At 65.8% G+C, this 22,442-nt stretch carries 18 protein-coding genes and 1 pseudogene; 8 read left to right on the top strand and 11 right to left on the bottom strand.

Going from position 1 to position 22,442, the window contains the following annotated elements; translation table 11 throughout:
- The first annotated feature begins 5 nt into the window (after window positions 1–5).
- The 3 genes from AB0B90_RS31415 to AB0B90_RS31405 are packed head-to-tail and all read left to right on the top strand — an operon-like array spanning window position 6 to window position 7,904.
- Complete coding sequence (locus AB0B90_RS31415; protein WP_362926100.1) at window positions 6–1,907, top strand: hypothetical protein; 1,902 nt, start codon at window positions 6–8, stop codon at window positions 1,905–1,907.
- Window positions 1,900–2,799, top strand: coding sequence for a hypothetical protein (locus tag AB0B90_RS31410; RefSeq protein ID WP_362926099.1), 900 nt, complete (start codon window positions 1,900–1,902; stop codon window positions 2,797–2,799). Before AB0B90_RS31415 ends, AB0B90_RS31410 begins: the two co-directional genes overlap by 8 nt.
- Window positions 2,796–7,904 (top strand): DEAD/DEAH box helicase, encoded by a 5,109-nt coding sequence (locus tag AB0B90_RS31405; protein WP_362926098.1) that lies wholly within the window; start codon window positions 2,796–2,798, stop codon window positions 7,902–7,904. Before AB0B90_RS31410 ends, AB0B90_RS31405 begins: the two co-directional genes overlap by 4 nt.
- Window positions 7,905–7,937: 33 nt before the next feature.
- On the opposite strand, the gene AB0B90_RS31400 is transcribed toward AB0B90_RS31405, so the two are convergent.
- The 4 genes from AB0B90_RS31400 to AB0B90_RS31385 form a co-directional block, all read right to left on the bottom strand.
- Window positions 7,938–11,174, bottom strand: a complete 3,237-nt coding sequence (locus AB0B90_RS31400) for an NACHT domain-containing protein (protein ID WP_362926097.1) — start codon at window positions 11,172–11,174, stop codon at window positions 7,938–7,940.
- Between the two features lie 630 nt (window positions 11,175–11,804).
- Window positions 11,805–12,347 carry an NUDIX domain-containing protein gene (locus AB0B90_RS31395; protein WP_362926096.1) on the bottom strand — a complete coding sequence of 181 codons (543 nt, stop codon included), beginning with the start codon at window positions 12,345–12,347 and terminating at the stop codon, window positions 11,805–11,807.
- A 5-nt stretch (window positions 12,348–12,352) separates the two neighbouring features.
- Window positions 12,353–12,514: a hypothetical protein gene (locus AB0B90_RS31390; RefSeq protein ID WP_362926095.1), complete on the bottom strand. Its 162-nt coding sequence runs from the start codon at window positions 12,512–12,514 to the stop codon at window positions 12,353–12,355.
- Window positions 12,511–12,981, bottom strand: a complete 471-nt coding sequence (locus tag AB0B90_RS31385; RefSeq protein WP_362926094.1) for an ATP-binding protein — start codon at window positions 12,979–12,981, stop codon at window positions 12,511–12,513. The genes AB0B90_RS31390 and AB0B90_RS31385 overlap by 4 nt, the downstream gene beginning before the upstream one ends.
- A 420-nt stretch (window positions 12,982–13,401) precedes the next feature.
- Here AB0B90_RS31385 and AB0B90_RS31380 point away from each other — a divergent pair, with 420 nt between their 5' ends.
- From AB0B90_RS31380 to AB0B90_RS31370, 3 genes are read left to right on the top strand one after another with little or no spacing between them, the layout of a single operon-like run.
- Window positions 13,402–14,229: a helix-turn-helix transcriptional regulator gene (locus AB0B90_RS31380; protein WP_362926093.1), complete on the top strand. Its 828-nt coding sequence runs from the start codon at window positions 13,402–13,404 to the stop codon at window positions 14,227–14,229.
- Between the two features lie 14 nt (window positions 14,230–14,243).
- Entirely contained in the window at window positions 14,244–14,450 is a 207-nt protein-coding gene (locus tag AB0B90_RS31375; protein WP_362926092.1) for a DUF397 domain-containing protein, read from the top strand.
- Window positions 14,451–14,473: 23 nt separating this feature from the next.
- Window positions 14,474–14,683 carry a DUF397 domain-containing protein gene (locus AB0B90_RS31370; protein WP_362926091.1) on the top strand — a complete coding sequence of 70 codons (210 nt, stop codon included), beginning with the start codon at window positions 14,474–14,476 and terminating at the stop codon, window positions 14,681–14,683.
- Window positions 14,684–15,090: 407 nt separating this feature from the next.
- Here the strand turns inward: AB0B90_RS31370 and AB0B90_RS31365 are convergent, their stop codons facing one another.
- The 4 genes and pseudogenes from AB0B90_RS31365 to AB0B90_RS31350 form a co-directional block, all read right to left on the bottom strand.
- Window positions 15,091–15,408, bottom strand: a complete 318-nt coding sequence (locus tag AB0B90_RS31365; RefSeq protein WP_362926090.1) for a hypothetical protein — start codon at window positions 15,406–15,408, stop codon at window positions 15,091–15,093.
- A 156-nt stretch (window positions 15,409–15,564) separates the two neighbouring features.
- On the bottom strand, window positions 15,565–16,164 hold the full coding sequence (locus AB0B90_RS31360; protein WP_362926089.1) for a hypothetical protein: 600 nt from the start codon (window positions 16,162–16,164) through the stop codon (window positions 15,565–15,567).
- Window positions 16,165–16,218: 54 nt separating this feature from the next.
- Window positions 16,219–16,356 carry a hypothetical protein gene (locus AB0B90_RS31355; protein ID WP_362926088.1) on the bottom strand — a complete coding sequence of 46 codons (138 nt, stop codon included), beginning with the start codon at window positions 16,354–16,356 and terminating at the stop codon, window positions 16,219–16,221.
- A gap of 13 nt (window positions 16,357–16,369) precedes the next feature.
- A pseudogene (locus AB0B90_RS31350) lies at window positions 16,370–16,528 on the bottom strand (AraC family transcriptional regulator); the annotation flags it as partial.
- A gap of 97 nt (window positions 16,529–16,625) precedes the next feature.
- Here AB0B90_RS31350 and AB0B90_RS31345 point away from each other — a divergent pair.
- Window positions 16,626–17,045 carry a cupin domain-containing protein gene (locus AB0B90_RS31345; protein ID WP_362926087.1) on the top strand — a complete coding sequence of 140 codons (420 nt, stop codon included), beginning with the start codon at window positions 16,626–16,628 and terminating at the stop codon, window positions 17,043–17,045.
- 188 nt (window positions 17,046–17,233) lie between these two features.
- Window positions 17,234–18,640 carry a S41 family peptidase gene (locus AB0B90_RS31340; RefSeq protein ID WP_362926086.1) on the top strand — a complete coding sequence of 469 codons (1,407 nt, stop codon included), beginning with the start codon at window positions 17,234–17,236 and terminating at the stop codon, window positions 18,638–18,640.
- A 199-nt stretch (window positions 18,641–18,839) separates the two neighbouring features.
- On the opposite strand, the gene AB0B90_RS31335 is transcribed toward AB0B90_RS31340, so the two are convergent.
- The 3 genes from AB0B90_RS31335 to AB0B90_RS31325 all read right to left on the bottom strand — a co-directional run bounded on the left by AB0B90_RS31335 (window position 18,840) and on the right by AB0B90_RS31325 (window position 22,393).
- The gene (locus AB0B90_RS31335) at window positions 18,840–20,012 is read right to left on the bottom strand and encodes a HAMP domain-containing sensor histidine kinase (protein ID WP_362926085.1); all 1,173 of its coding nucleotides are present in this window, start codon (window positions 20,010–20,012) and stop codon (window positions 18,840–18,842) included.
- A 163-nt stretch (window positions 20,013–20,175) separates the two neighbouring features.
- Complete coding sequence (locus AB0B90_RS31330; RefSeq protein WP_362926084.1) at window positions 20,176–20,829, bottom strand: response regulator transcription factor; 654 nt, start codon at window positions 20,827–20,829, stop codon at window positions 20,176–20,178.
- Between the two features lie 313 nt (window positions 20,830–21,142).
- Window positions 21,143–22,393, bottom strand: coding sequence for a hypothetical protein (locus AB0B90_RS31325; protein ID WP_362926083.1), 1,251 nt, complete (start codon window positions 22,391–22,393; stop codon window positions 21,143–21,145).
- Window positions 22,394–22,442 lie beyond the last annotated feature (49 nt).

The raw sequence follows: 22,442 nt of genomic DNA, 5'->3' as shown, positions 1-22,442 counted from the left end.
CTCCCATGCGCTCCTATAACTGGTGGCAGAGGCGCCTTACCCGAGAGTTCTTCGGCCCCGAACAAAATGGCTACCCACTACTGTTCTTCGTCGATGACGAGAAAGCCGTGCAGCTACACGGTGACGCCAAGGCCACCGATTCCATCGATGACTTGTGCACTGCCGTCGCACAGGAGGCCCTCGACTGGCGTAGCAACGCGTACGGGCCGATCCTCCAGGAGTACTTCACCTGGAAACGATCCATACAAGAAGACCCTCCACCGTGCCTGCCGTTACTCGCGGTGTGCGTTCTGGCCGCCACCCGGATGCGTGGTGAAGGCAGAAGGGGTGCTCTCCACTACTACGCTCGCCTGGCCGATTTACTCCCTCCGCCAAGTTGGTCACACCAGACCAATCACGGGAAATATCTCCAGCGTGATTACGGAACGGTGAGATCCCTCTGGACGTATCTCCACAAGTGGCTGGAGGAACGCGAAGGAACACGGGGAGTGAGCACGTTGCGCACTTCCAAGGGGCAGAATCTCATTGGATACGCCCGCTCACAAGCCCTCGTCTGCGCCGCCGATCGCCAACGACTGGCTCCTTTCTTCGAAGGGTGCACGGTACGTGACGAGACCGCCCTCCTACGGGGGCTGCGGATGTGGAAAAACCGGTCGCGTCTCTCCGCCCGTCTTCGAGAGGCCCTGGACAAAGGCGACCTCGATGATTTCCTCGGCCCGCTACTGGTCGCCCTCGCCACATCCGATGATCGTCCTCTTTCGCTTCCAACCGGATTGCGCCGACTACCGTTGCGGATCACCGCAGCCGACGACCCACGGGACGGCTGGACACTGCGATGGCGTGCAGAACGCCTCGGCGGCATCAGCGGGGACGTGCTGACACATCCCGGTGGCCATCTCACGGTAACCGCGGAGGGCGAAGGATCTCTGTACACGCTCTCAGGCGACCTACCGGAAATCGGCCAGAGTCTTACCTCCGGGCTTGTCGCGCGTGGCGAGCATCTGGAAATCAGCCTTCCTTCCCAAAAGGAGCCAATCATCCTCCAGGAGGACCCTCTCGGCGGATGGACAGAGGTCGAAAAGGCGGCTCCTCGCCTGCCTTCACTTCTTCTCTTCGACGCGCGGGGCGAGGAGAAGGCCAGAGACCTTCTGAAAGAGGCGGGTCTCACCTGGGAGGACCGTGAGGAGAGTTCCGTAGACGGCTGGTTCGTGGCAGCCGACATCGAGTTCACCGAAGGTGCCGGAGCGGTGGTACGACGGCCTCGGCTCATGGGCGGACTGCGACTCCAGCACAACGGCGAGCGGCGACACTACCTCGTAGGAGGCGAGCCGGACCTGGTAGTGCCCGTGGGGATCGGCGACGTGCGGCTTGACGGCAAGCGGATCCCCTGCGATGACGAGCGAACGGAACTCAGAGGTCGAGGGCTCACCGCCGGCCGCCATGTGATCGACAGCGAAAGTGGACAGCTCACCTTCCACCTGCACGCCCCTCGACAGCAGCGCGTTCCCAAAAACCTGACTTCCCCCAAGGTGGATTCGGAGCACTCCCCGCTGAAAAGAGCCACGGTGATCGACGCTGAAGGCCACCACACCGACCTGGCCGCAGCGGAACCACCTGCCTGGTGGCACGCACGGCATACCGGACTGTCCGGTAGCCCTGCTGCGATAGAGATCCCCGACTCCGCTGTCTGGCTCGTGATCGACTGCCCAGACGGCACTATCAAAGCCCAGATGCTCCGTCCGGAAGAACCACGGATCGCCCAGGTCACCCCGGAGATGTGGAAGTTCTGGACAGTCATGTGCGTGATCGAACATCGACCATCTGAGAAACTCTGGACGCGATATCTGGACGAAGTATGGAAACTCCATAAGAGATATCTGGCGATGAATGGTTACGGCCATGGCTGACCGCCTGATCGAATTCGATCCGGACCTGTGCGTCTCCTGGCTCGCCGAGGTCGGCTCGGGGCCGCTGGACCGGCTCCGGCGTGACATCGCCTGGGCTGCCTGGGCCACCCCCGGTGATGCCTCCCGATGGATCGAGTTGCTGGAGGCCATGGGTTTTCTCCGCCTCGACCGGACCGCTCGCACCTGGCAGGCCCTGCCGTCGACCCTGACGCCCCTCCCCGGTGAGACCCAGGTGACGCTGCTCATCGGCGCCCGTCCCACCCTGGAGAACTGGACCGATCTCCCGGAACTGGTCGTGTGCCGACACCGACATGAGGCCCCGATCCAGCCTCCGTCGACCGTGTGGTTCCAAGGGCATGCGGAGCAGGCACAGAGCGCGCTCGGCGTCCACCTCACACAATGCGCCGCGGAGCGGATCGCTGACGAGCTACCCCCTCTAAAACTCGGACAGCCTGGATCCGGGCCTGCCCGTAACACCGAGTTAGCCGTTTTCGACAAGTCCTCCGGCCAGTTCAGGAAGTCGCGACCGAACCCGACTCCGTCTCCGGGGTTGTACAGATATCTCCTGCACGGACAGATCCCCCAGTACGTTCTCCGCCGCGACCGCCACTGGTATCCCGTCGGCAGGGACGACGGAATACATCTGTCCCTGTCACCCACCATTCACCCCCTCCGTTGGCAGGCTGATCAGGCCGAGGGCACCCGGCAGAACACGGGTCGGCTCATCGTTGATCATCGAACTCCGCTTCCCCGCCATCACAGGCAGGCAGCGGTCCTGTGCACGGGTCTGCCACCACTACAGGTGTCGACGGGCCTGGCCTATGACGGGGTGCCGCAACGGATCGCGGAGAAGATCGCCACATCGCTGTACCGGAAACTGGAGATTCAATGAGCGGGCTCGACGTGACGCGGACCTTCGATGCGCTGCGCGAGGCGTACCTGCGGTACTACGACACGGCGTTCCGGCTTCGGGATCCGCGACTGCAGGCGGAGCGACGAACGTTGCTGGACGCTCCGGGCGGGATGTACACCGAGCCCTATGTAGAGGTTCGTCCGGAATACACGACCACCGGCCGCTCTCTCGCCGATTCCGCGACGCTGGCCGGTGCCTCCCCGGAACTCGCCGACTTCGCCCAGTTGGGATTGCTCAGCCCAGGCCAGGAGCTGTACACCCATCAGGAGGAAGCACTGATCCACGCCCTGACCCCCGATCGGAACGTGGTCGTAACGGCAGGAACCGGATCGGGGAAGACCGAGGCGTTCCTGTTGCCGATCATCGCGGACCTGCTCGCGGAGTCACGGTCCTGGGGTGGCACGCCGGGGACGGTGAGAAACTGGTGGGATCATTCCGGCGCGTCGTACGTGCCGCACCGAGAGGGAGAACAGGGACGTCCTCGGGCCGTACGGGCCATGATCCTGTACCCGACGAACGCCCTTGTCGACGATCAGCTCGTGCGGTTGCGTCGGGCGCTGGACGGCGAGGCGGCACGGGCATGGCTCGACGCGAACCGGAACGGACACCGTTTCTACTTCGGACGGTACACCGGGGCGACTCCGTTGCTGGGCCGACCGGACCAGTCGGGCGCGGTCAAGCAACTACGGGACTTCCTCCGGGAGGCGCAGGACCGGAGCCGTCAGGCGGCGAAGGCCGACGGTGACACCCGGTATTTCGCGCCCCGGCCCGGTGGCGCCGAAATGCTGTCGCGCTGGGACATGTACCACGCCCCGCCGGATCTGCTCATCACCAACCATTCGATGCTGAACATCATGCTGCTGAGGGATCGCGACGAAGGGTTCTTCACGGAGACCAAGCGGTGGCTCACCGAGACACCGGGTGCCCGATTCACCCTGGTCGTCGATGAGTTGCACATCCACCGGGGTACGGCCGGCACGGAGGTCGCCTACCTCCTCCGGAATCTCCGGCAACGGCTGGGCATCATGGACCGTCCGGAACGGCTGCGGATCATCACCACATCGGCGTCGCTGGATTCCGAGCGGGATCGTTCCTTCCCCGAGCAGTTCTTCGCCGTCAGCCAGAAGTCGTTTCAGTTCATCCCGGGGAAGCTGGCGGTGGGCGGCGGCCGCACGGTCCCTCTGCGGGACGCCGCGATCGCCTCCACCGAGAAGATCCGCGCGCACCTGTTCTTCCGCAACGTCTCGGGCATGTGGGCGTGCTCGGATCCGGCATGTCCTCAGATCCCCGGCGGCGCGTACGAGGGACGGGGCATCGGCCGTATGTACGCCCGTCCACGGACATTCTGCGGGTGCGGCGCCCGCGTGCTGGAACTGCTCTTCTGCCGATCCTGCGGGGACGTCTTCCTCGGCGGGTACGCCCCCTGGGAAGCGTTCGACCGTCCGGCATTCGACTCGCATCTTCTTCCGGATACTCCGGACCTGTCGAGGATCCCGGACCTGGCCAGACCGGATCGTACGGCTCACAACTATGTCGTGTACTGGCCTCGAACTCGCCGACAGCAGTCGGGCGACAACGACAGCTTCCAGCGAGGAAAAGGCGCGGTGACCATGTCCTTCCGCCGCTCCATCCTCAACCCGCGGGCCGGCACGCTCACCAACCAGGAGGAGGGCGCGACCGGCTGGAGCTTCCACATCGAATCCAGCAAGAACCCAGAGACCGGTGTGTCTCGGGTCGACCTCGACAAACTCTCCCCCTTCCCGACCCGCTGCCCCTCGTGCGCCGCCGACTGGGAGCGCACCAGGAACAGCACCATCGGTGTTCTCCCCCTGACCCATCCTGACCGGCAACTGTCTCCCATCAGCGCCATGCGTACCGGGTTCGAGAAAGTGAACCAGGTTCTCTCAACGGAGCTCGCGACCCAGTTCGACGATGCCGCCGACCGCAAACTCATCGTTTTCTCCGACAGTCGGCAGAACGCCGCGAAACTTTCCGCGGGCCTCGCCCTGCGCCACTACCAGGACCTGGTGCGAATCTTCGCACTGCAGGGAACCGAGGAACAGAGCATCAGCGGCGACGACATCGCCCGTGCCAGGGCCTCGGGCAACCGGGCCGACCTCGATCGGCTCGCCGCGAAGGATCCGGACGCGCTGAAGGACCTGCGGCTGGCCTGGTTTGACGAGGACGAGGAAGCGGCCGCGATCGCCGCGGCCAAGCTCACGGCTCCACTCCGCCTCGACCTGCTCGCGAAGACCGTCATCCATCGACGACTGATGGCGCTCGGCGTCAACCCGGCCGGTCCCCGGCCCTCCGTGCAGCAGCCCGGCGGAGCCGACTGGCACACCCTCTACGACTGGACGGTCACGCCACCCAGGCTCATTCCCGCGCTCTCCGACGCACTGCTCGGTACCGTACAGAGCGCCGAAGGCGATCTGCTGGAGAACACCGTGGAGGCGCTGTTCTCCGGCTCGAACCGCGACTTCGAATCACTGGGGATGGGCTGGATCGACGCCGCCGATCAGCGGACCGACACGAAACTCTCCGGGCTCGGCCAGGGCAGCCTGCGGGTCCTCGCCGAACTGCGGCGCTTCCACAACCTCCGCGACCCTTATGTCTCAGGGGTCCCCAAGCGGCTGAACAGCTACTGGAAGAAGGTCGCCGAGCTTCACGGCCTCGACCCCCACGACGTACGCGACCAGGCGGAGACCTACTGGCGGGGGATCGTCACCGATTTCCTCCTCGATCCGGCGAAGGTCGCGATCCGCCCTGTGGGGGACCGCGCCTGGCACTGCGGGATGTGCGGCCGACAGCATCTCGCCCCAAGCACCGGCGTGTGCACGGGCTGCCGGGGGCCGCTCTTGGGAAAACCGGAGCCGCTGAGAGCAGCCGAAGACGACTACTACGCGTGGAAGGCAGCGACCGCGTCCGGAGCGTTCCGGCTTAACTGCGCGGAACTGACCGGGCAGACCGGCCGGGTGGAGGCACAGCGACGGCAGGCCCGATTCCAGCGGGTCTTCCTCGACGAGGAGGAGCGGCCCCTTGTTCACGAACTGGACCTGCTCTCGGTGACGACCACGATGGAGGCGGGAATCGACATCGGGCCGCTGTCCGCCGTGGTGATGGCGAACATGCCGCCCACCAGGTTCAACTATCAACAGCGGGTCGGCCGCGCGGGTCGTCGGTCATCGCCGGTCGCGGTGGCCCTCACCGTCTGCCGGGGACGGAGCCACGACGAGCACTACTTCCGCAACCCGGGAGCGGTGACCAACGATCCCGTTCCCCCGCCCTACCTGGCGTTGGACCGCTTGGAGATCCTGGAGCGGACCGTCGCGAGCGACACCCTCCGGATGGCGTTCGCGGCCACCGGCCTCGCCGCCGACCGCACCGGCGGTGTTCACGGCCAGTTCGGCAACGCGGTGGAGTGGCCCGAGGTCGAACCCGTCATCCGTCGGTGGTGCCGCGAGAACCCGAGCCTGATCGTTTCGAGCGCCGCTGCCTTCACCGCCTTCACGGCATTCACTCCTGAACGATTCGATGGGGAATGGGCGGAACGGCTCCTCGACCGGATCGGAGAGCTCGCCGCTCGTCCCGGCGAAAGCGAGGACCTCGGCGAACGCCTCGCGCATCTGGGGATACTCCCCATGTTCGGATTCCCCACCCGAGTGCGGCAGCTCTACCTGAAGGAACCCAGCCGCTCGTATCCTTGGCCGCCGGACGCCACCGTCGACCGGGATCTCGCACTCGCGGTGTCGTCCTTCGCCCCCGGAAGCGAGATCGTGAAGGACGGCGAGGTCTTCACAGTGGTGGGTGTCACCGACTTCGTCCCCAACTCCTACGGCAAGCCCAGGCCGATTCCCGAACCGCTCATGAACCAGCGGATGATCGGGCTGTGTTCGGCATGCAACCATCTGGGACCGGGGAAGGAGGGGCCGTGCCCACTGTGCGGCTCCGAGCGGTTCCGTGTCGTGGACCTGCGGGAGCCCGCGGGATTCCGGGCCAGCCCGCCCCGAGACTTCGACGGGAGCTTCTCCTGGTCGGCCCGGATGGTGACCGCCCGTGCCACCACCGATCTGACGGCCCTGCGTCATACGCCATGGCGCTTCGCGGAACTCTACGCGGGACCGGGGAAGCGCTACATCGTCAACGACAACGACAACGAGGGGTTCGCGTTCCGAAGGGCCTCCGGCGGTTGGGGTGGTTACGTCGTCCCGCAGGACGCCGACCCGACGGCGAAGGGCTTCGGAGAACCGGTACGGGCCGCGCTCGGTGCCGTACTCCCCACGGATTTCCTGTTCGTCGGGCCGCAGACGACCACGGACCCCGAGCAGGGGCTGCAACTCGGCCTCGACCTTCCCAGACCCCGCTTCCGCGCCGATCTTCACCAGGGGCGGCGCGCCGCCTGGTACTCGCTGGCGTTCCTGCTGCGCACCGCCGCCGCAGAGTTCCTCGATGTCGACCCGCGAGAACTCATCGCGGGCGTGCACCCGGGACCGCACCGTGATGGAACGGCGCTGTACGCCTTCCTCGCAGACGCGCTGGAGAACGGCGCGGGGTTCAGCACCCATCTCGGCGAGGTCGCCGAGGAGTTCACCGGGCACGTCGCCCGCTTCCTCGCGGATCTCACCGATCCCGCGCACGCCGACGCCTGTGAGACGTCGTGCTACGGCTGCCTGCGCGATTACGACAACATGGTGTTTCACCCCTTGCTGGACTGGCGGCTCGGCGCTGATCTGTTCACGGTGCTTTCCGGCGCTCCGCTCGCCCTGAGCGCCTCGTCGGCGAAACGCGAGCGGGTGTCGTTGGGAGGGCTGCAGGCGCTGTACGACGGAACCTTCCTGCTGCCTGACATGGGCGTCATGGGAATGAAGGCACGGCGCGCACCGTACGCCATCGTGGTCCGCCATCCCCTGGAGACATGTGAGGAGGACTTGACAAGCCCTCGCCTCGAAACCGCGCTCGAAGCGGCACTCGCCCATGCGGGTGATCCCTCACGGGTCATCGTCACGGACTGGTTCACCGCCGAACGCAGTCCTCTCCTCGTCGTCCAGCAGGTGAACTCCCGCCCCAAGCGAATCCGTGGCTGAACAGTGTCCAGTGGCCACCCACTCCTTAGTCCCTCAGAACCGGCGCTTTTTGAGGCGTCTGCCAAGCAGGTGACCGTTGCGCACCTCCTGCCCGGCCAAGATGTGCACTGTCAGCTGTGAGTTCCCGACCAGCGGCGCAAGGTTGAGGCCTGGCGCCGCATTCATCAACTGCAGATCACGTAGTTCACTCAAATGGGCCAAGGGTGAGAGATCCTGCAATTGAAGGCAGTTATAGAGACCAAGAAAATGTAGCTGCTTGAGGGCAGCGAGGGGGCGAAGGTCGTGCACTTGAATTTCACCTAGTTGCAGCGAGGTGAGCGAGACGCATCCCGAAATAAAAGAGATGTCCTCAAGCTCGATGGCGCCTAACAGAGAGAGCCACTTGAGGCTGAGTTGAGAGAGTGCCTCCAGATTCGCCAACTGCTCGTAGTTTTGCAGACTCAAGGCTTGAAGCATAGGAGCACGCTCGACGATTTCATGTATGGACTTCATTATCGGCGCGCCAGAGAGACCAAACCGAAGAAGGCGGTCGAGTGACGGCAGCATGTCCCATCTTGTCAATCGGGCGGCACCCCCGAGGTCTAAATGCGTCAGATTGGAGAGGTTGCGCAATGGGGTGAAGTCCGTCACATGCCACATTTCATTCAGATGCGCTCTTACCAAACCAGGAAGATCAGATAGAAAACCAATATCGTCTACCGACGAGCTGGTGATGCTTATCAACTCACTGAGCTCACGAACAGTCTGCAGAGCCGTCTTGGTCACCTCACAGTTCAGGTCGAGAAAATTGAGCGATTCACGATGGAATAACAGCGGACTCAGATCTTCGACCATAGGGATGGTAACGTAGATTCCCCTTTGCGGAGGGAGATGATGAAGGGCTTTGAGTTGCCCAACCGTATGCACTGTGAGGCCCCTTCCTTCTGTATTCACAGATGAGAGCACCCGTTTCCCATACAGCTCAGGCTCGAAGTAGCGCCAGCCGGCGACCAACTCTTGTTCGACTTCTCGTCGACCATCGGAGGCGTAGCGAGCCAGCACGTCGAGTGCCCGTGGGCCGTTGATCAGCCACGCTGTTCTGACGCAGGCGCGAGCGGCGGCCGAGGAAAGTCCACTGAGGTCGTCAGGTAGTCGGTCGAGGACAATCTGTCCCGCCATCGCCAGCGACCGTGCCGAAGCCACGTCGCGCGGCGGAATGAGGTCGCTCAAGCATCCGTCCACCGCCTCCCGCAGTTGTTCGGGCACCGACGGCAATGTCTCCAGGCATGCGCAAACAAGAACCTTGAGCCGCCGCGCATATCTGGGCTCGCTCGTCATACGGGATAGCAGCCCCTTGAGCAGTTCCTCCCTAAGCGGTCCGTTAGCGTGCCCAGCAGCCATCACCACGACCTCGCGCCACTGATCGCGGTGAGCGCTCAGCACCAGTGGCTCGACATCTCCCCCTTCGGCCGCCGCCCGTGCCGTCAGATATTCCTGCACGGTCCGGTGCACGAAGTCGATGCGCCCTTCCACTGGCTCGCGGATTACTCCGCTACGGTCGAGCAGGTAATCAAGAACCTGCGCACCGGTGGCTTGGACACGGGGCATGGCCGCCACAACCTTCTCCGCCCGATTCAGTGCGGCGGGTTTGGCCAACTCCACCCTGTTGGTCGTGGAAAGCAGCCAGGCCAACTCCTGTAAAATTTGGATCTTCTGGGCGCGATCCAGGTGAACCTCGCCGTAACTGGGGATGCTCCGTTCCGCATCGCGCCGTTCCAGCAGCATCTCTAGCGCCGCCGCATACAAACCCATTCGGTCCGGCGGCAACTGCGACGCACGGTCGAGGTTGAGCGCGCACAGCATGGAGGCGAGCAACGGCGTGGCTGCCAGCGCGCGCAGGTGAGCCGCACCGTCGAGGTGCGCCAGAAGCCTGGCCTGGACGACAGGTAGGTGTTCGGCTGGGCAGGGCAGGTCCGCGCTGTGTCTGATCGCCTCGTGCCAGTGCTCAATCAGCGCACGGGTGTCCGAGGGAGTCATCCGCTCCAAGAACGCGGGCGTAAACCCCTCTTCGTCCAGCCACGCCGAGCCGGCGGCTGATGGGCGGCTGGTGATCACCACCCGGATTGCGGGAAACTCTGTCAACAGTCCGCGCAACCACGGCTTGATCGCTTTGCGCTGGTTTCCGGCGAGTTCATCCACCCCGTCAATCAGCAACAACGCATGCCCTGACGCCAACTGTCGATGTACCCAGCCCGTCGGCATGAGTCCCACCAGCGCTCCGGCGTTCAGATCGAGAAACTGCTCAGGCCTGGGCAGGTCGCGGTCGGCGTAGCTCCGGAGCTTCACCAAGTACGGCACGCAGCCGTTCCACTCGGCCAGTTCCCCTTCGAACCCGCCTCTGGCTACCATGATCGCTAGCCAGCGCAACAGCGTGCTCTTGCCGCCGCCGGCTTCGCCCCTGAGCAACATCCTGCGTCCCTGTCCGAGCGCGCTCTCCACACGCATGGTCGCGGGCTCATCCGGCGCCTCGTGCCAGGATTCGTGAGCGGCTCTACTCCGCAGGGCCGAGACGGACAAACTGATGTATGCCACGCTCAGCGAGGTGCGCGGCCGGAACCGTTCGACCCGTATTCCCAGCAGCTCCAGGTTGTCGAGCGTCTGTGAGATGTGTTCCAGATAACGGCGCCGGAACTCGGTGTCCCAGTCTGTGCCTTCCGGAGCCTCCAGCGTGCGCAGCGGCAGTCGCTCGAGCACAGCGGCTATCTGCTCTCCTACGCCGGAAAGGCGCGCGAGCATCTCGGCGGCGGCACGTGGCTGAAACTCGGGTAAGTGGCGAACGACCCTGACCAGGCAATCGCAACATTCGTCGAGTACAGCCTCATAGAGCCGGAACGCCGCCTCGCCGAGGCCCTTCGGAGCGGCCAAGCTCTCTCGTACGGCTCGCGCCAACCGTACAGGGTCGGCATCAGCAGCCAGCATGGCGTGATCGGAAAGGTCCGCTCGGCGGAGCGTGTTGGTTACCTCAGCAACCACAACCAGGCGATCGTCATCGCCAAGGCCGGGGAACTCGTGCGCGCAGACCTTCAGTATGCGTGCGGTCACCGCGTCCGCAATGTCTTCTATCTGACGTTCAGCCTTACGGCGCACCAGTTGGTCAGGGAAGCGAGCCCGCATCAGCTCAACGAGGTCTTTGCGTCGGCTCTCCTCGGTTGATCGAGAGGTGAGCCAAGTGCGCAAGGCACGCTCACCGACCGCCTTACCCAACCCCAGGGCAGCTGTTTCCAAGGCCATCGGAACATTATCGCTGGAATTTAACCGCATTCCTGGCATTCAGGGAAATGTCTTACCGATACTACAAAAACGATCATCTTAGCCATATCGGAACTTTGTCCTATTGCGGTGCATCCAGGGCGTCTACCTGCTCGGTAGTGATGTGAGGTGATCTCAGCGGTTTTCGTTTCAGGCAGCTGTGTTCGGAACGAGAGGACGAATGCGGCGTTGACGATGTCGCCGATTCCGCTGAGGCTGGCGTGATGTGCCGGAGAGTGCGCCGACATTGTGTGAGCAAGGCGAAGCCGCGTTCTCCCAGGCAGCGTAAGCACGCAGGAGGGCGTTGCGAACGTGGGCGTCAGGGGCCGAGGAGCCGCCCCTCAGAGGGATGCCGTCGGCCCACCGGGGGCCGATGCGACACCGCTGGGTAGCCGACAGACACCGACAATGTCGTGCTCTTGAGGGTACGGAAGTGGCGTCGGAGCCCGATGAAATCGGGAGCCCTGTGCTTGCGCCTTCTCCCGTCAGGTCTCCGATGCTTTCAGAAATGTTCCGAGCCCGAATGTCGTCCATGTCGCTCGTGTCTCTGCCAGGGCTCCGCTTTCCGGCACGCGATCTCTATCTGGCGGACTCGAAATCCAACCGGAGATCTCAGCGAAGGGCTCGGATGATGCGCTGTCTCAGGATGGGGTCGCCGATGCTGTCGGGCTCGTGCCAGGCAGCGGCGGTGACCTCTTCGGTCTGGAGCGGGCCGATCGCGCTGGTGGTGTGGAAAAGGAAGCGGAAGTCGATGTGCCGGTGGTCCGGCTCGCCCTTGGCCGGGTTGGCGGGAATGGAGTGGATGTCGATCTGGAGGGGACGCCCCCCGGCCGGGGTGACGGCGGCGACGGGGATGCCGGTCTCCTCTTCGAGTTCGCGCAGGGCCGCGTCCAGGAGGGTGGTGTCGGATGCCTCCAGGTGACCGCCGGGCAGCAGCCAGCTGTCCAGGACGAGGTGGCGGATGTGCAGGATCCGCCCGTCGGGGCCGGCGAGGATCGCGGCGGCGGTCGCGTGGCCACGGAATTCCCTGCGGGTCGTGAGGTCCGCGCCGTCGTCGAGCAGTTCCAGGGCCGGGGTGAGGCTCTGCTTGTCCTCGGGGTACGCGTCGAGGTAGTCGCCGATGACGGCGCGGATGTGGTCTGCCGTGATGGCCAAGTCGATCACCTGTTGACGTAGGAGAGCCGGATCGCCGCGACAGCGGCGCGGTCGGCCGCGGAGACCTCATGCATACCGGGTGCGAGGTCTCCACGGGCGGGCTTTCCGATCCAGGCGAGCATCTTGGCTTGGGCCAGGAAGACGAACGGCGAAGGCTGTTCTCTCATCGGTGCGGTTGGATCGTTCCTTCCTGCTCTTCGGGAGGTGGGGGTGCCAGGGTGCACCAGACGATTTTGCCGCCGGGGGTGGGGCGGTAGTAGCCCCACTCGGTGGCGAGGAGATCGACGAGGTGCAGGCCGCGGCCGTTCTCGTCGTCGGGGCCGGGATCGCGGACGACCGGGGTGAGCGGACTGGCGTCCCAGACGCGGAGGACGACGGTCTCGCCCATCCGGTAGACGTCCATCCAGATCTGGTCCGGGTCGGCGTGCGGGATCGCCTTGGCGGCCTCGGGGCACGCGGTGTGCGCGGTGATCGCGTTGGAGATCAGCTCGGAGACGAGGAGCTGGGCGGTCTCGATCAGGTCGTCCCGGTGCCAGCTCTCCAGTACGCGCCGGACGTGGACCCGGGCGTAGTAGGGCGAGGTGGGGAAGACGGAGAGTTTGAGGTACTGCGTGCTGCTGGCGACATCGGTCATTTTCCACCGCTCCTGGTTCGTACGTCGGACATAGGACCGGCACCGTTCGCGCGGCCGGGGACGCCGCGCTCCCCCACGGGGGACGAGGGGGCACGGTGCCGGTCCTACGGGAGTACGGCCGGGGAGCGTCGCAGATGTATCGCCGGTCGTACCTCTGAGGCCGGGCGGGCACCCGGTACGGGGTGGGCCGCACCGAGAGGGAAGATTGTCCGCCTGGCCGTCTGGGGAAATCCTTCGTTTTGCCTTCCAGCAAGAACCCAACCTGGAAGGGTTGACTCTGTGAGCATGCAGCATCACGTTAAGTGAACGCAAGGGCTTCATTTGTATCTCACACATGATCCTGAAATGCACCGAATGCGAGAGAGGCAGGGAATGGGCGAAAAGGCACCCTCACCATCCAGCAAACGTCAACCTCCCACGGTGCGTCTGCGACGCCTGGCATCCGAACTACGTCGTCTCCGTCAGGCCGCCGGACTCTCCCAGGATGACGTTGCGGAGAAAACCCACGTCAACATCGTCACGCTCTACCGAATCGAGACCGCCCAGACCAAACCGCAGCTCAGAACGCTCATAGCCTTGCTCGACGTCTATGGCATCACCGACGAAACCCGCGCCAACCTGATCGCCCTACAGAAGGAGGCCAAGCAGCGTGGCTGGCTGCACGGTTTCGAAGCGAACCTTCTCGGCCAATACAGCGCCTACATCGGCTTGGAAGCCGAGGCACAGCAGACCATCAACTACGAATCGCTGTTCATCCCCGGACTCCTTCAGACCGAGGACTACGCGCGAGCGGTGATCCGAGGTGTGCGACCGACTGCTCCTGATGACGAAAACGAGCATCGGGTTACCGCACGGATGCAGCGACAGACACTCCTGGAAGGAGACACACCGATCCGACTATGGGCGATCCTGGACCAAGCCGCTCTGTACCGGAAGGTCGGCAGCGAAGCGATCATGCGCGATCAGATCGCACATCTCGCCCAACAGGCCAAGCGTCCGCACATCACCGTTCAGATCATCCCGTTCTCAGCCGGAGCCCACCCAGGGATGCCCGGCAGCTTCATCGTCCTGAAGTTCGGCCCGGATGCCCCCGATGTGATCCACATCGACAGCATGGCCGGCGACTTATTTCTTGAGAAAGAAACGGAAATTCAGAGGTATAACCAGATATGTGAGCACCTTCGCGCGATAGCGCTCAGCCCCACCGACACGGCTGCGCTACTCGCATCTCTACACAGAGATCACTAGCGAAAGGAACCGAGATGCAACCAGATCTGTCCGGTGCACGCTGGCGCAAGAGCACCCTCAGCGGCGACGGCCCGAGCTGCGTCGAAATGGCCTTCGTCGGCAACGACGTCGCCGTCCGCGACACCAAAGACCGCGATGGCGGCACCCTCGTCTTCAGCCGCACCGAGTGGAACGCCTTCATCGGCGGCATCAAGAACGGCAACCTCGACGCCCTCCCCTAACCCCCACCCGCCGAGGACACAGGATGCGGAAACCTGACCTCTCCCAAGCACGCTGGCGCAAGAGCAGCCTCAGCGGCGACGGCCCGAGCTGCGTCGAAATGGCCTTCGTCGGCAACGACGTCGCCGTCCGCGACACCAAGAACCGCGACGGCGGAACCCTCATCCTCCGCCGCAACGACTGGACCGTATTCATCAACGGCATCAAAAACGGCCACTTCGACGGTTTCGCCTGACTCCCTGGAGAACGTCGAACCCGGCAGGACACTCTCCGAGCGTCCTGCCGGGAAGCTTGGCAGACGAGCGAAACCTCCCTTTTGAAAACCCCCATCCGCACCCGAACTTCGCGGCTTATGGGAGCGCGACGGATCGAGCTGCTGAGGTTGAGTGGCTCGCGAAATCGTCTCGTGATCTGGGGTTCGCTCCACTGATCGTCCATGGCGATACGTGAGCGGTGATTTGCCCTGACGGGATGACGCTGTCGGCAGTGCAGCGCATCCTCGGTGGAACGATCGCGACCTGATCCTCTAGAGCAAGGACAGAAGAACCGAAATGGCGAACTTCCTTGGGCATCGCGCTGATGCTCCCGCTTCTCGCCACTGCGGGCTACGCACACGGCAACGCCGCTGACACGGGGGCGCCTCTACAACCCGCCCAGGCCAGTTTCCTGATGGACGTAAAGCTCGACGACGCGGTCATCGGGGTCGGTAAGGACGTGCCGACCGGGTGACAGCGTGACGGCATCGGCCGGGACGGTGAAGCCGAGCCGCAGACTCCCGGTGGCGGGGCGGCGGCTGGTGGCGGGGTAGAGCTCGAACACGGTGCCGTCGAGGGTGGCGGCGTAGTGCTCGGGGCCGGCGCCGTGCTGCTCCTTGACGAAGGTGAGGCCGAGCCTGGAGTAGAAGCCGTGGCAGGCGTCGAGCTGATCGGTGTAGATGACGATCAGACTGGCGTGAATCACGGAGTTCTCCTTGATAACCGCAGATAGGGCGCTCGTCCCGGCTGTAGCGGGCTGCTGCCGATCACAGTGGCCCTGGTTAGATCAATCGATCAATGAAAGGAAGGAGAGGAGATCATCGCCTCTCCGGCATCTCAGCGGTGTTGCGGGGCGGGTGCTTCACACCGGTTTGGTCTCGTCGATGGGTACCTCGTAGTGCACGGTCCATGGCTTGTCGTCTCCGTGGGTGCAGTGCAATGCGAGCCGCAAAGGGGCGCGGTCGTAGCGTTGATGCCAGTCTGCGGGGATGGCCCAGTGAGGGCTCACTGTGCGGTCCAGGGCGAGTTGGCGGCCGTCACCGAGCAGCAGCGAGAACGGGGCGGCGTTGCGTCCGTCTTCGGAGCCGCCGTCCACGCCGTGGACGAACCCGCACGGGCCCCAGACCTGAGCCTTGATCTGCTCCTGCGTAGGTCCGCCGGTGAGGACGGACTTGCGGTCGGGCCAGTCGTCTCGCACTGCCACCTTGATAGTCAGCTCGTCGAGTCCCGGCGGGCCGGTGAAACGAATTCTCAAAAATGCCCGCTCGCCGAGCGTGTCGCCGAGCCATTCGCGAGCACAGGTGACGTTGAAGGTGGGCGTCATTTCGGCGTGCCAGCGGCGGGCCTCGATCGCGGTAAGTGCCGCCGCGGCTTGCTTGGCGTGGAACGCGGTACGCCACGCTCCGAACGATCCGAAGAGAGCGATACCGGCGAAGATCGCCGCCCATATTTCAGCACTCACCCGTCCTCCTTGGTGATGCCGTAATCCCGCCTGGTCAGGTCATCCATCAGCCCTTCACAGGCAACGGTTGCGGTGGTACTTCAGGGACGCCGACGACTTGGAGCGCGCGGGCCGGGTGCGGGCGGTCCGGTCGATGGCCCGGCACCAGGACTCCAGGGCGCCGATACGGCCGTTGATCTCATGAATACTCATCAGGCACCTTCTGTAGCGTGAACATCCCGGCGTGCATGCGGACGGCGGGCAGCGCGGAGCTGAGCGTGAAGGCGTACCACGGCACATCGATCTCGGGACGGCGCAGCCCGAACAGCTCGGTCGCCACGCCCTGCTCGAACGGGTTCGAGCCGTTGTCGACGATCACGGTCACCCGGTGGGGCCGATGCGCCGTTGCCTGCGAGGATCCATGCGACATATGCGATTCCTAGCACTCGCACCGTACGGGCGCCAACCACCACGATGGCCCCATGAACGATGAACCAGTCCTCCTGCGGACCGCGCTGGCCGGCTTCGACCAGCTGTGGAGCCCGCGGATCGTCACCCGGGTGAACGACTACGACGTCCGGATCGCGAAGGTGTCCGGGGAGCACATCTGGCACGTCCACGAGAACACCGACGAGTTCTTCATGGTGCTCAACGGGGAGTTGTCCATCGCCCTGCGCGACGGCGACGGCGACGGCGACGCGGGCACCGGTCGGGGCGAACGGGTCGTCACGCTGCAGCGGGGGGCGGTGTTCGTCGTACCTCGCGGTGTCGAGCACCGGCCGTCGTCGGTCGGGGGCGCCTCGATCCTGATGTTCGAACCGACGGGCACTCCGACGGTCGGCGACCGGCACGACCCGGTCCCCGACCACGTCAACGCCACCATCGGCCACCTTCTCGGCTGAACCGAAGCAACCGGTCGCGGCCGGTCACGGTCGATCGCGTCCGGCCATCGTCGGTCGCGGCCAGTCCCCATCGCCCCGTGACCGGCGCCGGGCTCCCAAAAGCAGTGTTCCTACCGGAGGGACCGCTACGGCGGTGTTAACGTTCGCGTTCACATCCGGGCAACAGCATGATCGCGAAGCTCGGCGGCATGAGAAGCAGAAAATCGTTCGTCATCGCGATCGCGCTCGCCGCTCTCATCGGTTCCGGGGCCACCGGCGCGAGCGCCGACCGTGGGTACGGCGGCCGATCACCGGCGTGCGTGTCCCTGTCAGGACCGTCGGGGCCGTCCGAGCCTCCGCCGTTGAAGCCGACCACCGTCACCACCCTCGAGCAGGCATACCACTGCGTCTTCGCCAACTACTACAGCGGCCCGGTCCTGGATCCCCGCGCGCTGCTGGTGCCCGCGTTCACCGCGCTCACCCAGGAGTTGCAGCGCCGCGGACTCGACCGGCCGAACGCGACGATGCCCGCGCTCACCGGCGACAGGAACGCCGACTGGGCCGCGTTCCGCGCCGTCTACCAGAAGGTCGTCGGCACGTTGCCCGCCGACCCCGAGGTGCGGCAGGCGGTCGCGGAGGCGACGATGCGGGGGATGGTGCGAAGCCTCGACGACAACCACGCGAACTGGGACCGCCCGACCCCCGGCGGGCTGTCCCTCGGCGCCCGCCTCTCCGGCATCCGTCCCCCGGGGGTGATCGATCCGGCGGCCACCCCGCCGCTCTTCGTCACCGACGTACGCCAGGAAGGTCCGGCCGCGAAGGCGGGGATCCGGCCGGGCGACGAACTCGTCTCGGTCGACGGGGTGCCGCTCTTCGTCAACGGGGTGCTCTCCCAGGGAGTCCTCGACGGGCTCATCAGGCCCCCGGCGGGCAAGGCGGTCCGGCTCACCCTGCGCCGTCCCTCCACCGGCGGCACCGTCGACGTCTCGGTGACCCCCGCCCCCTCCTCCGGCTCCGAGCCGAAGGTCGAGTCCAAGCTGCTCTCCGGCTCCGTCGCCTACGTCGCGCTGCCGGGCTTCTTCCCCGGCGCGGCGGACAAGGTCCTTGAGGCCATCGCCTCCCTGCGCGAGAAGGCGACCCTGCGCGGGGTCGTGCTGGACCTGCGCGGCAACGGCGGCGGCAGCCCGCAGGAGGTCTCCAGGCTGCTCGGTGCCTGGACGCACGGCAAGGTCACCAGCTACTGGTGCGACGTGCACGGCCGCTGCACCGCCAACCGGAGCGACGACACCGTGCCGCTGCTGGGTCTGCCCCTCGTCGCGCTCACCGACCGCAACTGCGCCTCGGCGTGCGACTCCTTCACCAGCACGGTCAAGGATCTCCGTCTCGGCACCCTGGTCGGCACCCGCACCGCCGGCGCGGTGTCCGGTCCCGGAGCCGGTTATCTGCTCGACGACGGCAGCGTCCTCATCCTGCCCAAGAAGCACGAGATCGGAGCGAACCGGGAGGTCGTGAACACCATCGGTGTCGCCCCCGACCACCAGGCCCCGATGACCTCGGCGGACCTGTCCGCCGGACGTGACCCGGGCGTCACGAAGGCCCTCACCCTGCTGAAGTAGCCCTTCCCCGCTCACGGAGCCCGGCGACCGCCGGGCTCCTTCCTCTGTGTCGCGGGCGAGGAGGCTCACGCTCCCTCGCCGCGTGCGGGGAAGCTCGTGGTCGGCTGCTACGTGAGAAGAGTCGCGCTCGACCGCTGTGGAGCTCACAGTCTGCCGTTGCGGAGCTCACGGTCGGCCGCTGCGGACGAGGAGACTCATGTCAGCCCCTAAGGACGGGGAAGATCACGGTCAGTTCGAGGCCACCGCCGAGGTTGGGCCGGGCGGTGACGGTGGCGTGGTGGGCCTGGGCGATCGAGGCCACGATGGACAGGCCGAGACCGGCGCCGTCGGCGCTTCCGGTCCGGGAGTGCAGCCTGCGGAACGGCTGGAACAGCTCGTCGACCCGTTCTGCGGGCACCTTGGGACCCGTGTTGCGTACGGTCAGCACGCCGGTCACGGTGAGGCCGACGTGCACGGTCCCGCCGGGACGGTTGTGGCGGACCGCGTTCTGCAGCAGGTTGGTCAGGAGCCTGCCGAGCAGGATCGGGTCACCCGCGACGACGACCGGCCGGATCTCCGAGGTGATGACGATGCCGTCGACGCCGTCGACGGCCGTCTCCTCGACCGCCTGGCGGACCAGCGCGTCGAGGGCCACCGGCTCCATGCCGTCCGGGCCGTGTTCCGCTTGGGCGAGCAGGAGCAACGAGTCGATCAGCCGCTCGGTCCTGCGGTTCGCGGTGAGCAGCTTCTCCCGTACCGGGACCAGCCGGTCCGGCAGCGGGTCGTCCAGCCCGATCTGGATCGCGGCCCGCTGGACGGAGAGCGGGGTCCGCAGTTCGTGGGCGGCGTTGGCGATGAACCGGCGCTGGCTGTCGACCGACCGTTCCAGCCGTTCCAGCATCGCGTCGAAGGTCTCGGCGAGGTCGGTGAGCTCGTCACGGGGACCGGCGAGCCCGATCCGTTCGTGCAGGTTGGACAGGGAGAGACGGCGCGCGGTGGCGGTGATGTGCCGCAGCGGGCTCAGCACCCGTCCGGCCAGCCACCAGCCGGCGGCCACCGAGACGACGGTGAGCAGGGCGATCACGATCGCGCTCACCGTCCACTGATAGCGCAGCACCGCGCCGGACAGGGTGTTCACGACGTCGACGACCTCGGGGCGCGCCGGGAGGTCGGGCAGGTCCGGTGCCCTCGGCGCGGGCACCCCCGGGGGGAATCGTTCAAAGGGCGGAAAGTCCTCCTTGATGGATCTGACCCGGCTCTCCAGCGCGTTGCTGAGCAGCAGGTTCACCACGGTGAGCAGGATCGTCGAGGTGACCAGGAACAGGCCGGTGTACAGCAGGGTCAGACGCATCCGTACCGTGCCGAAGACCTTCCGGGCCGCGCGCCCGCTCACAGCGGACCCCCGGCACCGCGCGTCTCCGGACCGCACGCCGGACGCACCGCCCTTCTCCGACGGTGTGCCGGGCATGCCGTGCCTTTCCGACCGTACGCCGGGCATGCCGCGCGCCCCCGGTCGTGTACCGGGAGCGCCGGGTTCCTCCGGGGCGTACGCCGGGTCACAGCAGGTATCCGGCGCCCGGCACGGTGTGGATGCACGGCGGGTCGCCCAGCTTGGCGCGCAACCGGCTGATGATGACGCGTACCACGGTGGTGAACGGGTCGGCGTGCTCGTCCCACGCCGACTCCAGCAGCGCCTCGGCGCTGACCACGGTCCCGTTCGCCCGCATCAGCACCTCAAGCACCGCGTACTCCTTCAACGACAGCCTCAGGAAGCGTCCGTCCCGGGAGACCTGCATCCGCTGCGGGTCCAGCACGATCCCGTGGCGTTCCAGCACCGGTGGCAGCGCTGCCTGGCTACGCCGCCCCAGGGCACGTACCCGCGCCACCAGCTCGGTGTAGTCGAAGGGTTTGGGCAGGTAGTCGTCGGCGCCCAACCCCAGGCCCGCGACCCGCTCGGGGATCGACGCGGCCGCGGTCAGCATCAGGATGCGGGTGCGTGCCCCGGCCCGCACCAGGTCCCGGCAGATCACGTCGCCGGATATCCTGGGCAGGTCCCGGTCCAGCACGAGCACGTCGTAGTCGTTGACGGTGAGCCGCTCCATCGCGGCCTCGCCGTCGTACGCGACGTCGACCGCCATCGCGTGCCGCCGCAACCCCATGGCCACCAGGTCTGCCAGGTCCCGTTCGTCCTCCGCCACCAGTATTCGCATGATCGAAGTCGTATCCGATGACCGGTATCAGCGGCGTTAACGCCCGTGCCACACCGTCGCCGCCGGGGTGACGCGCGGGGGCACGGCTGCGTCGTCACCCGTCACCCGTCCCTCGGTACCCGGCAACCAGGCAACCAGGCAACCAGGCAACCAGGCAACCAGGCAACCAGGCAGGCCCTACCTCTCTCGGTCCCGAACATGAACTCGCCTCCGACGGGTTCTCTTCCTGGAGCAGGATCTTCGCCGCCCCCACCCCGGCGTCGCAGGCTTCCAGCAGCGACCGGCCCACCTCCGGCGCACCTGTGCCGGTGTCTCAGCCTTCCTTGTCGCGTTCCTCGTTGTCGCCGCGCCGTCGGAGCACGCGCTCGGTGATCCCGCCGGAGAGCCTGCCGGTCACCGATCTGGCTCGGTCGAAGGTCTCGTTACCGAGGCGCCTGGCGGTATTGACGCCCTCCGCTCCCGTCTCCAGCACCCTGTCTCTCGCCTCCGCGGCCGCGTCCCCCCACCGTCTCGCGTCCAATGACTGCCGCCCCCGCTCGATCCCGAGCCGCCCGTGGAAGTCGACGACGGCGATCGCGACGTGGTTGCTCGAATGCACCACGGCTGGAGAGGCGGTCGGGTGCAGCAGCACCTTCGTGTTGGCCGCGTCGGCAGCCGCGACGACGCGGGCCATCAGACGCTCGGTGCTCCGCGAGATGAGTTCCATCCGGTTCTGCCGGGCGACCCGGAGTGCGAGGCGATGCCGGTCCAGCTCGTCCGGAGACGCGTCGAGCACGCGGTCGAGTTCGAGCACGGCGATCGCGTCGTGCAGTTGGAGGCAACGAGCCAGAACGGCGAGCCACTCCCGAACCGCGACCTCCGCGTCCTTGGACGCCTTGGCGAGATCACCGATCTTGGTCTTGTTCTCCATCTTCTCTGCGAGCGCGTCGAGTCGGCGCAGCGCGTAGGCCTGGGTTCGCGCGATCGTCATCGACGTGGCCTGCACCTTCGACCACGTGATCTCGGAGACCCGGCCCACCTGCTCCCGGACGGTCATGGCCTCCTCGATGACGAAGCCCGCTCCGATCATGTCCGCCAGCACCACGTCCTTCTGGGCGCGGAGCACATCGTCGACTTTCTCGTCGATCGCGGCGAGATAGTCGGTGATCTCGTTCATGGCCTGCTGCATCGCGAGCTGCGCCATGAGCACCCCGACATTGGCCAGAAGCGCCGGGTTGGTCGGACGCAGTCCTGGCGTTTTCACGAATTCGAGGAGTCCCTTGATCTTGCTGTTCTCCGTCAACACGGCACGGTTGACACCCGGACTCGAACCTTTCATCAGCTTGTACTTCTTGAGAGCCTGCGCGGACTCCTTGGTCAACTTCACCCAGCGGCCCGAGTTGGCGGCGATCTCGGAACCCGCCTGCGCGACTCCGGCCGCGGCGCCGAGGGTGGATCGGAGCCTTGGCAGTCCGAGATCCTTCGACGGCAGTCCTTCGGAGGCGAGGAAGCGTTCGACGGCCGCCGGACTTCCGATGACCGCCAGGCCGTCGCCGTCGCTGATCAGCTGAATGTCGTCATCCATCATCGGCTCCTGAAGTGTCTCTGCGCTGTCAAGGGCGTGGGCGGTGTGC

It is taken from the genome of Streptosporangium sp. NPDC049078 (assembly GCF_040648855.1).
Classification (GTDB): Bacteria; Actinomycetota; Actinomycetes; order Streptosporangiales; family Streptosporangiaceae; genus Streptosporangium.
The sequence above is the reverse complement of the archived record's forward strand: the minus strand, read 5'-3'. Positions and strand labels throughout refer to the sequence as shown.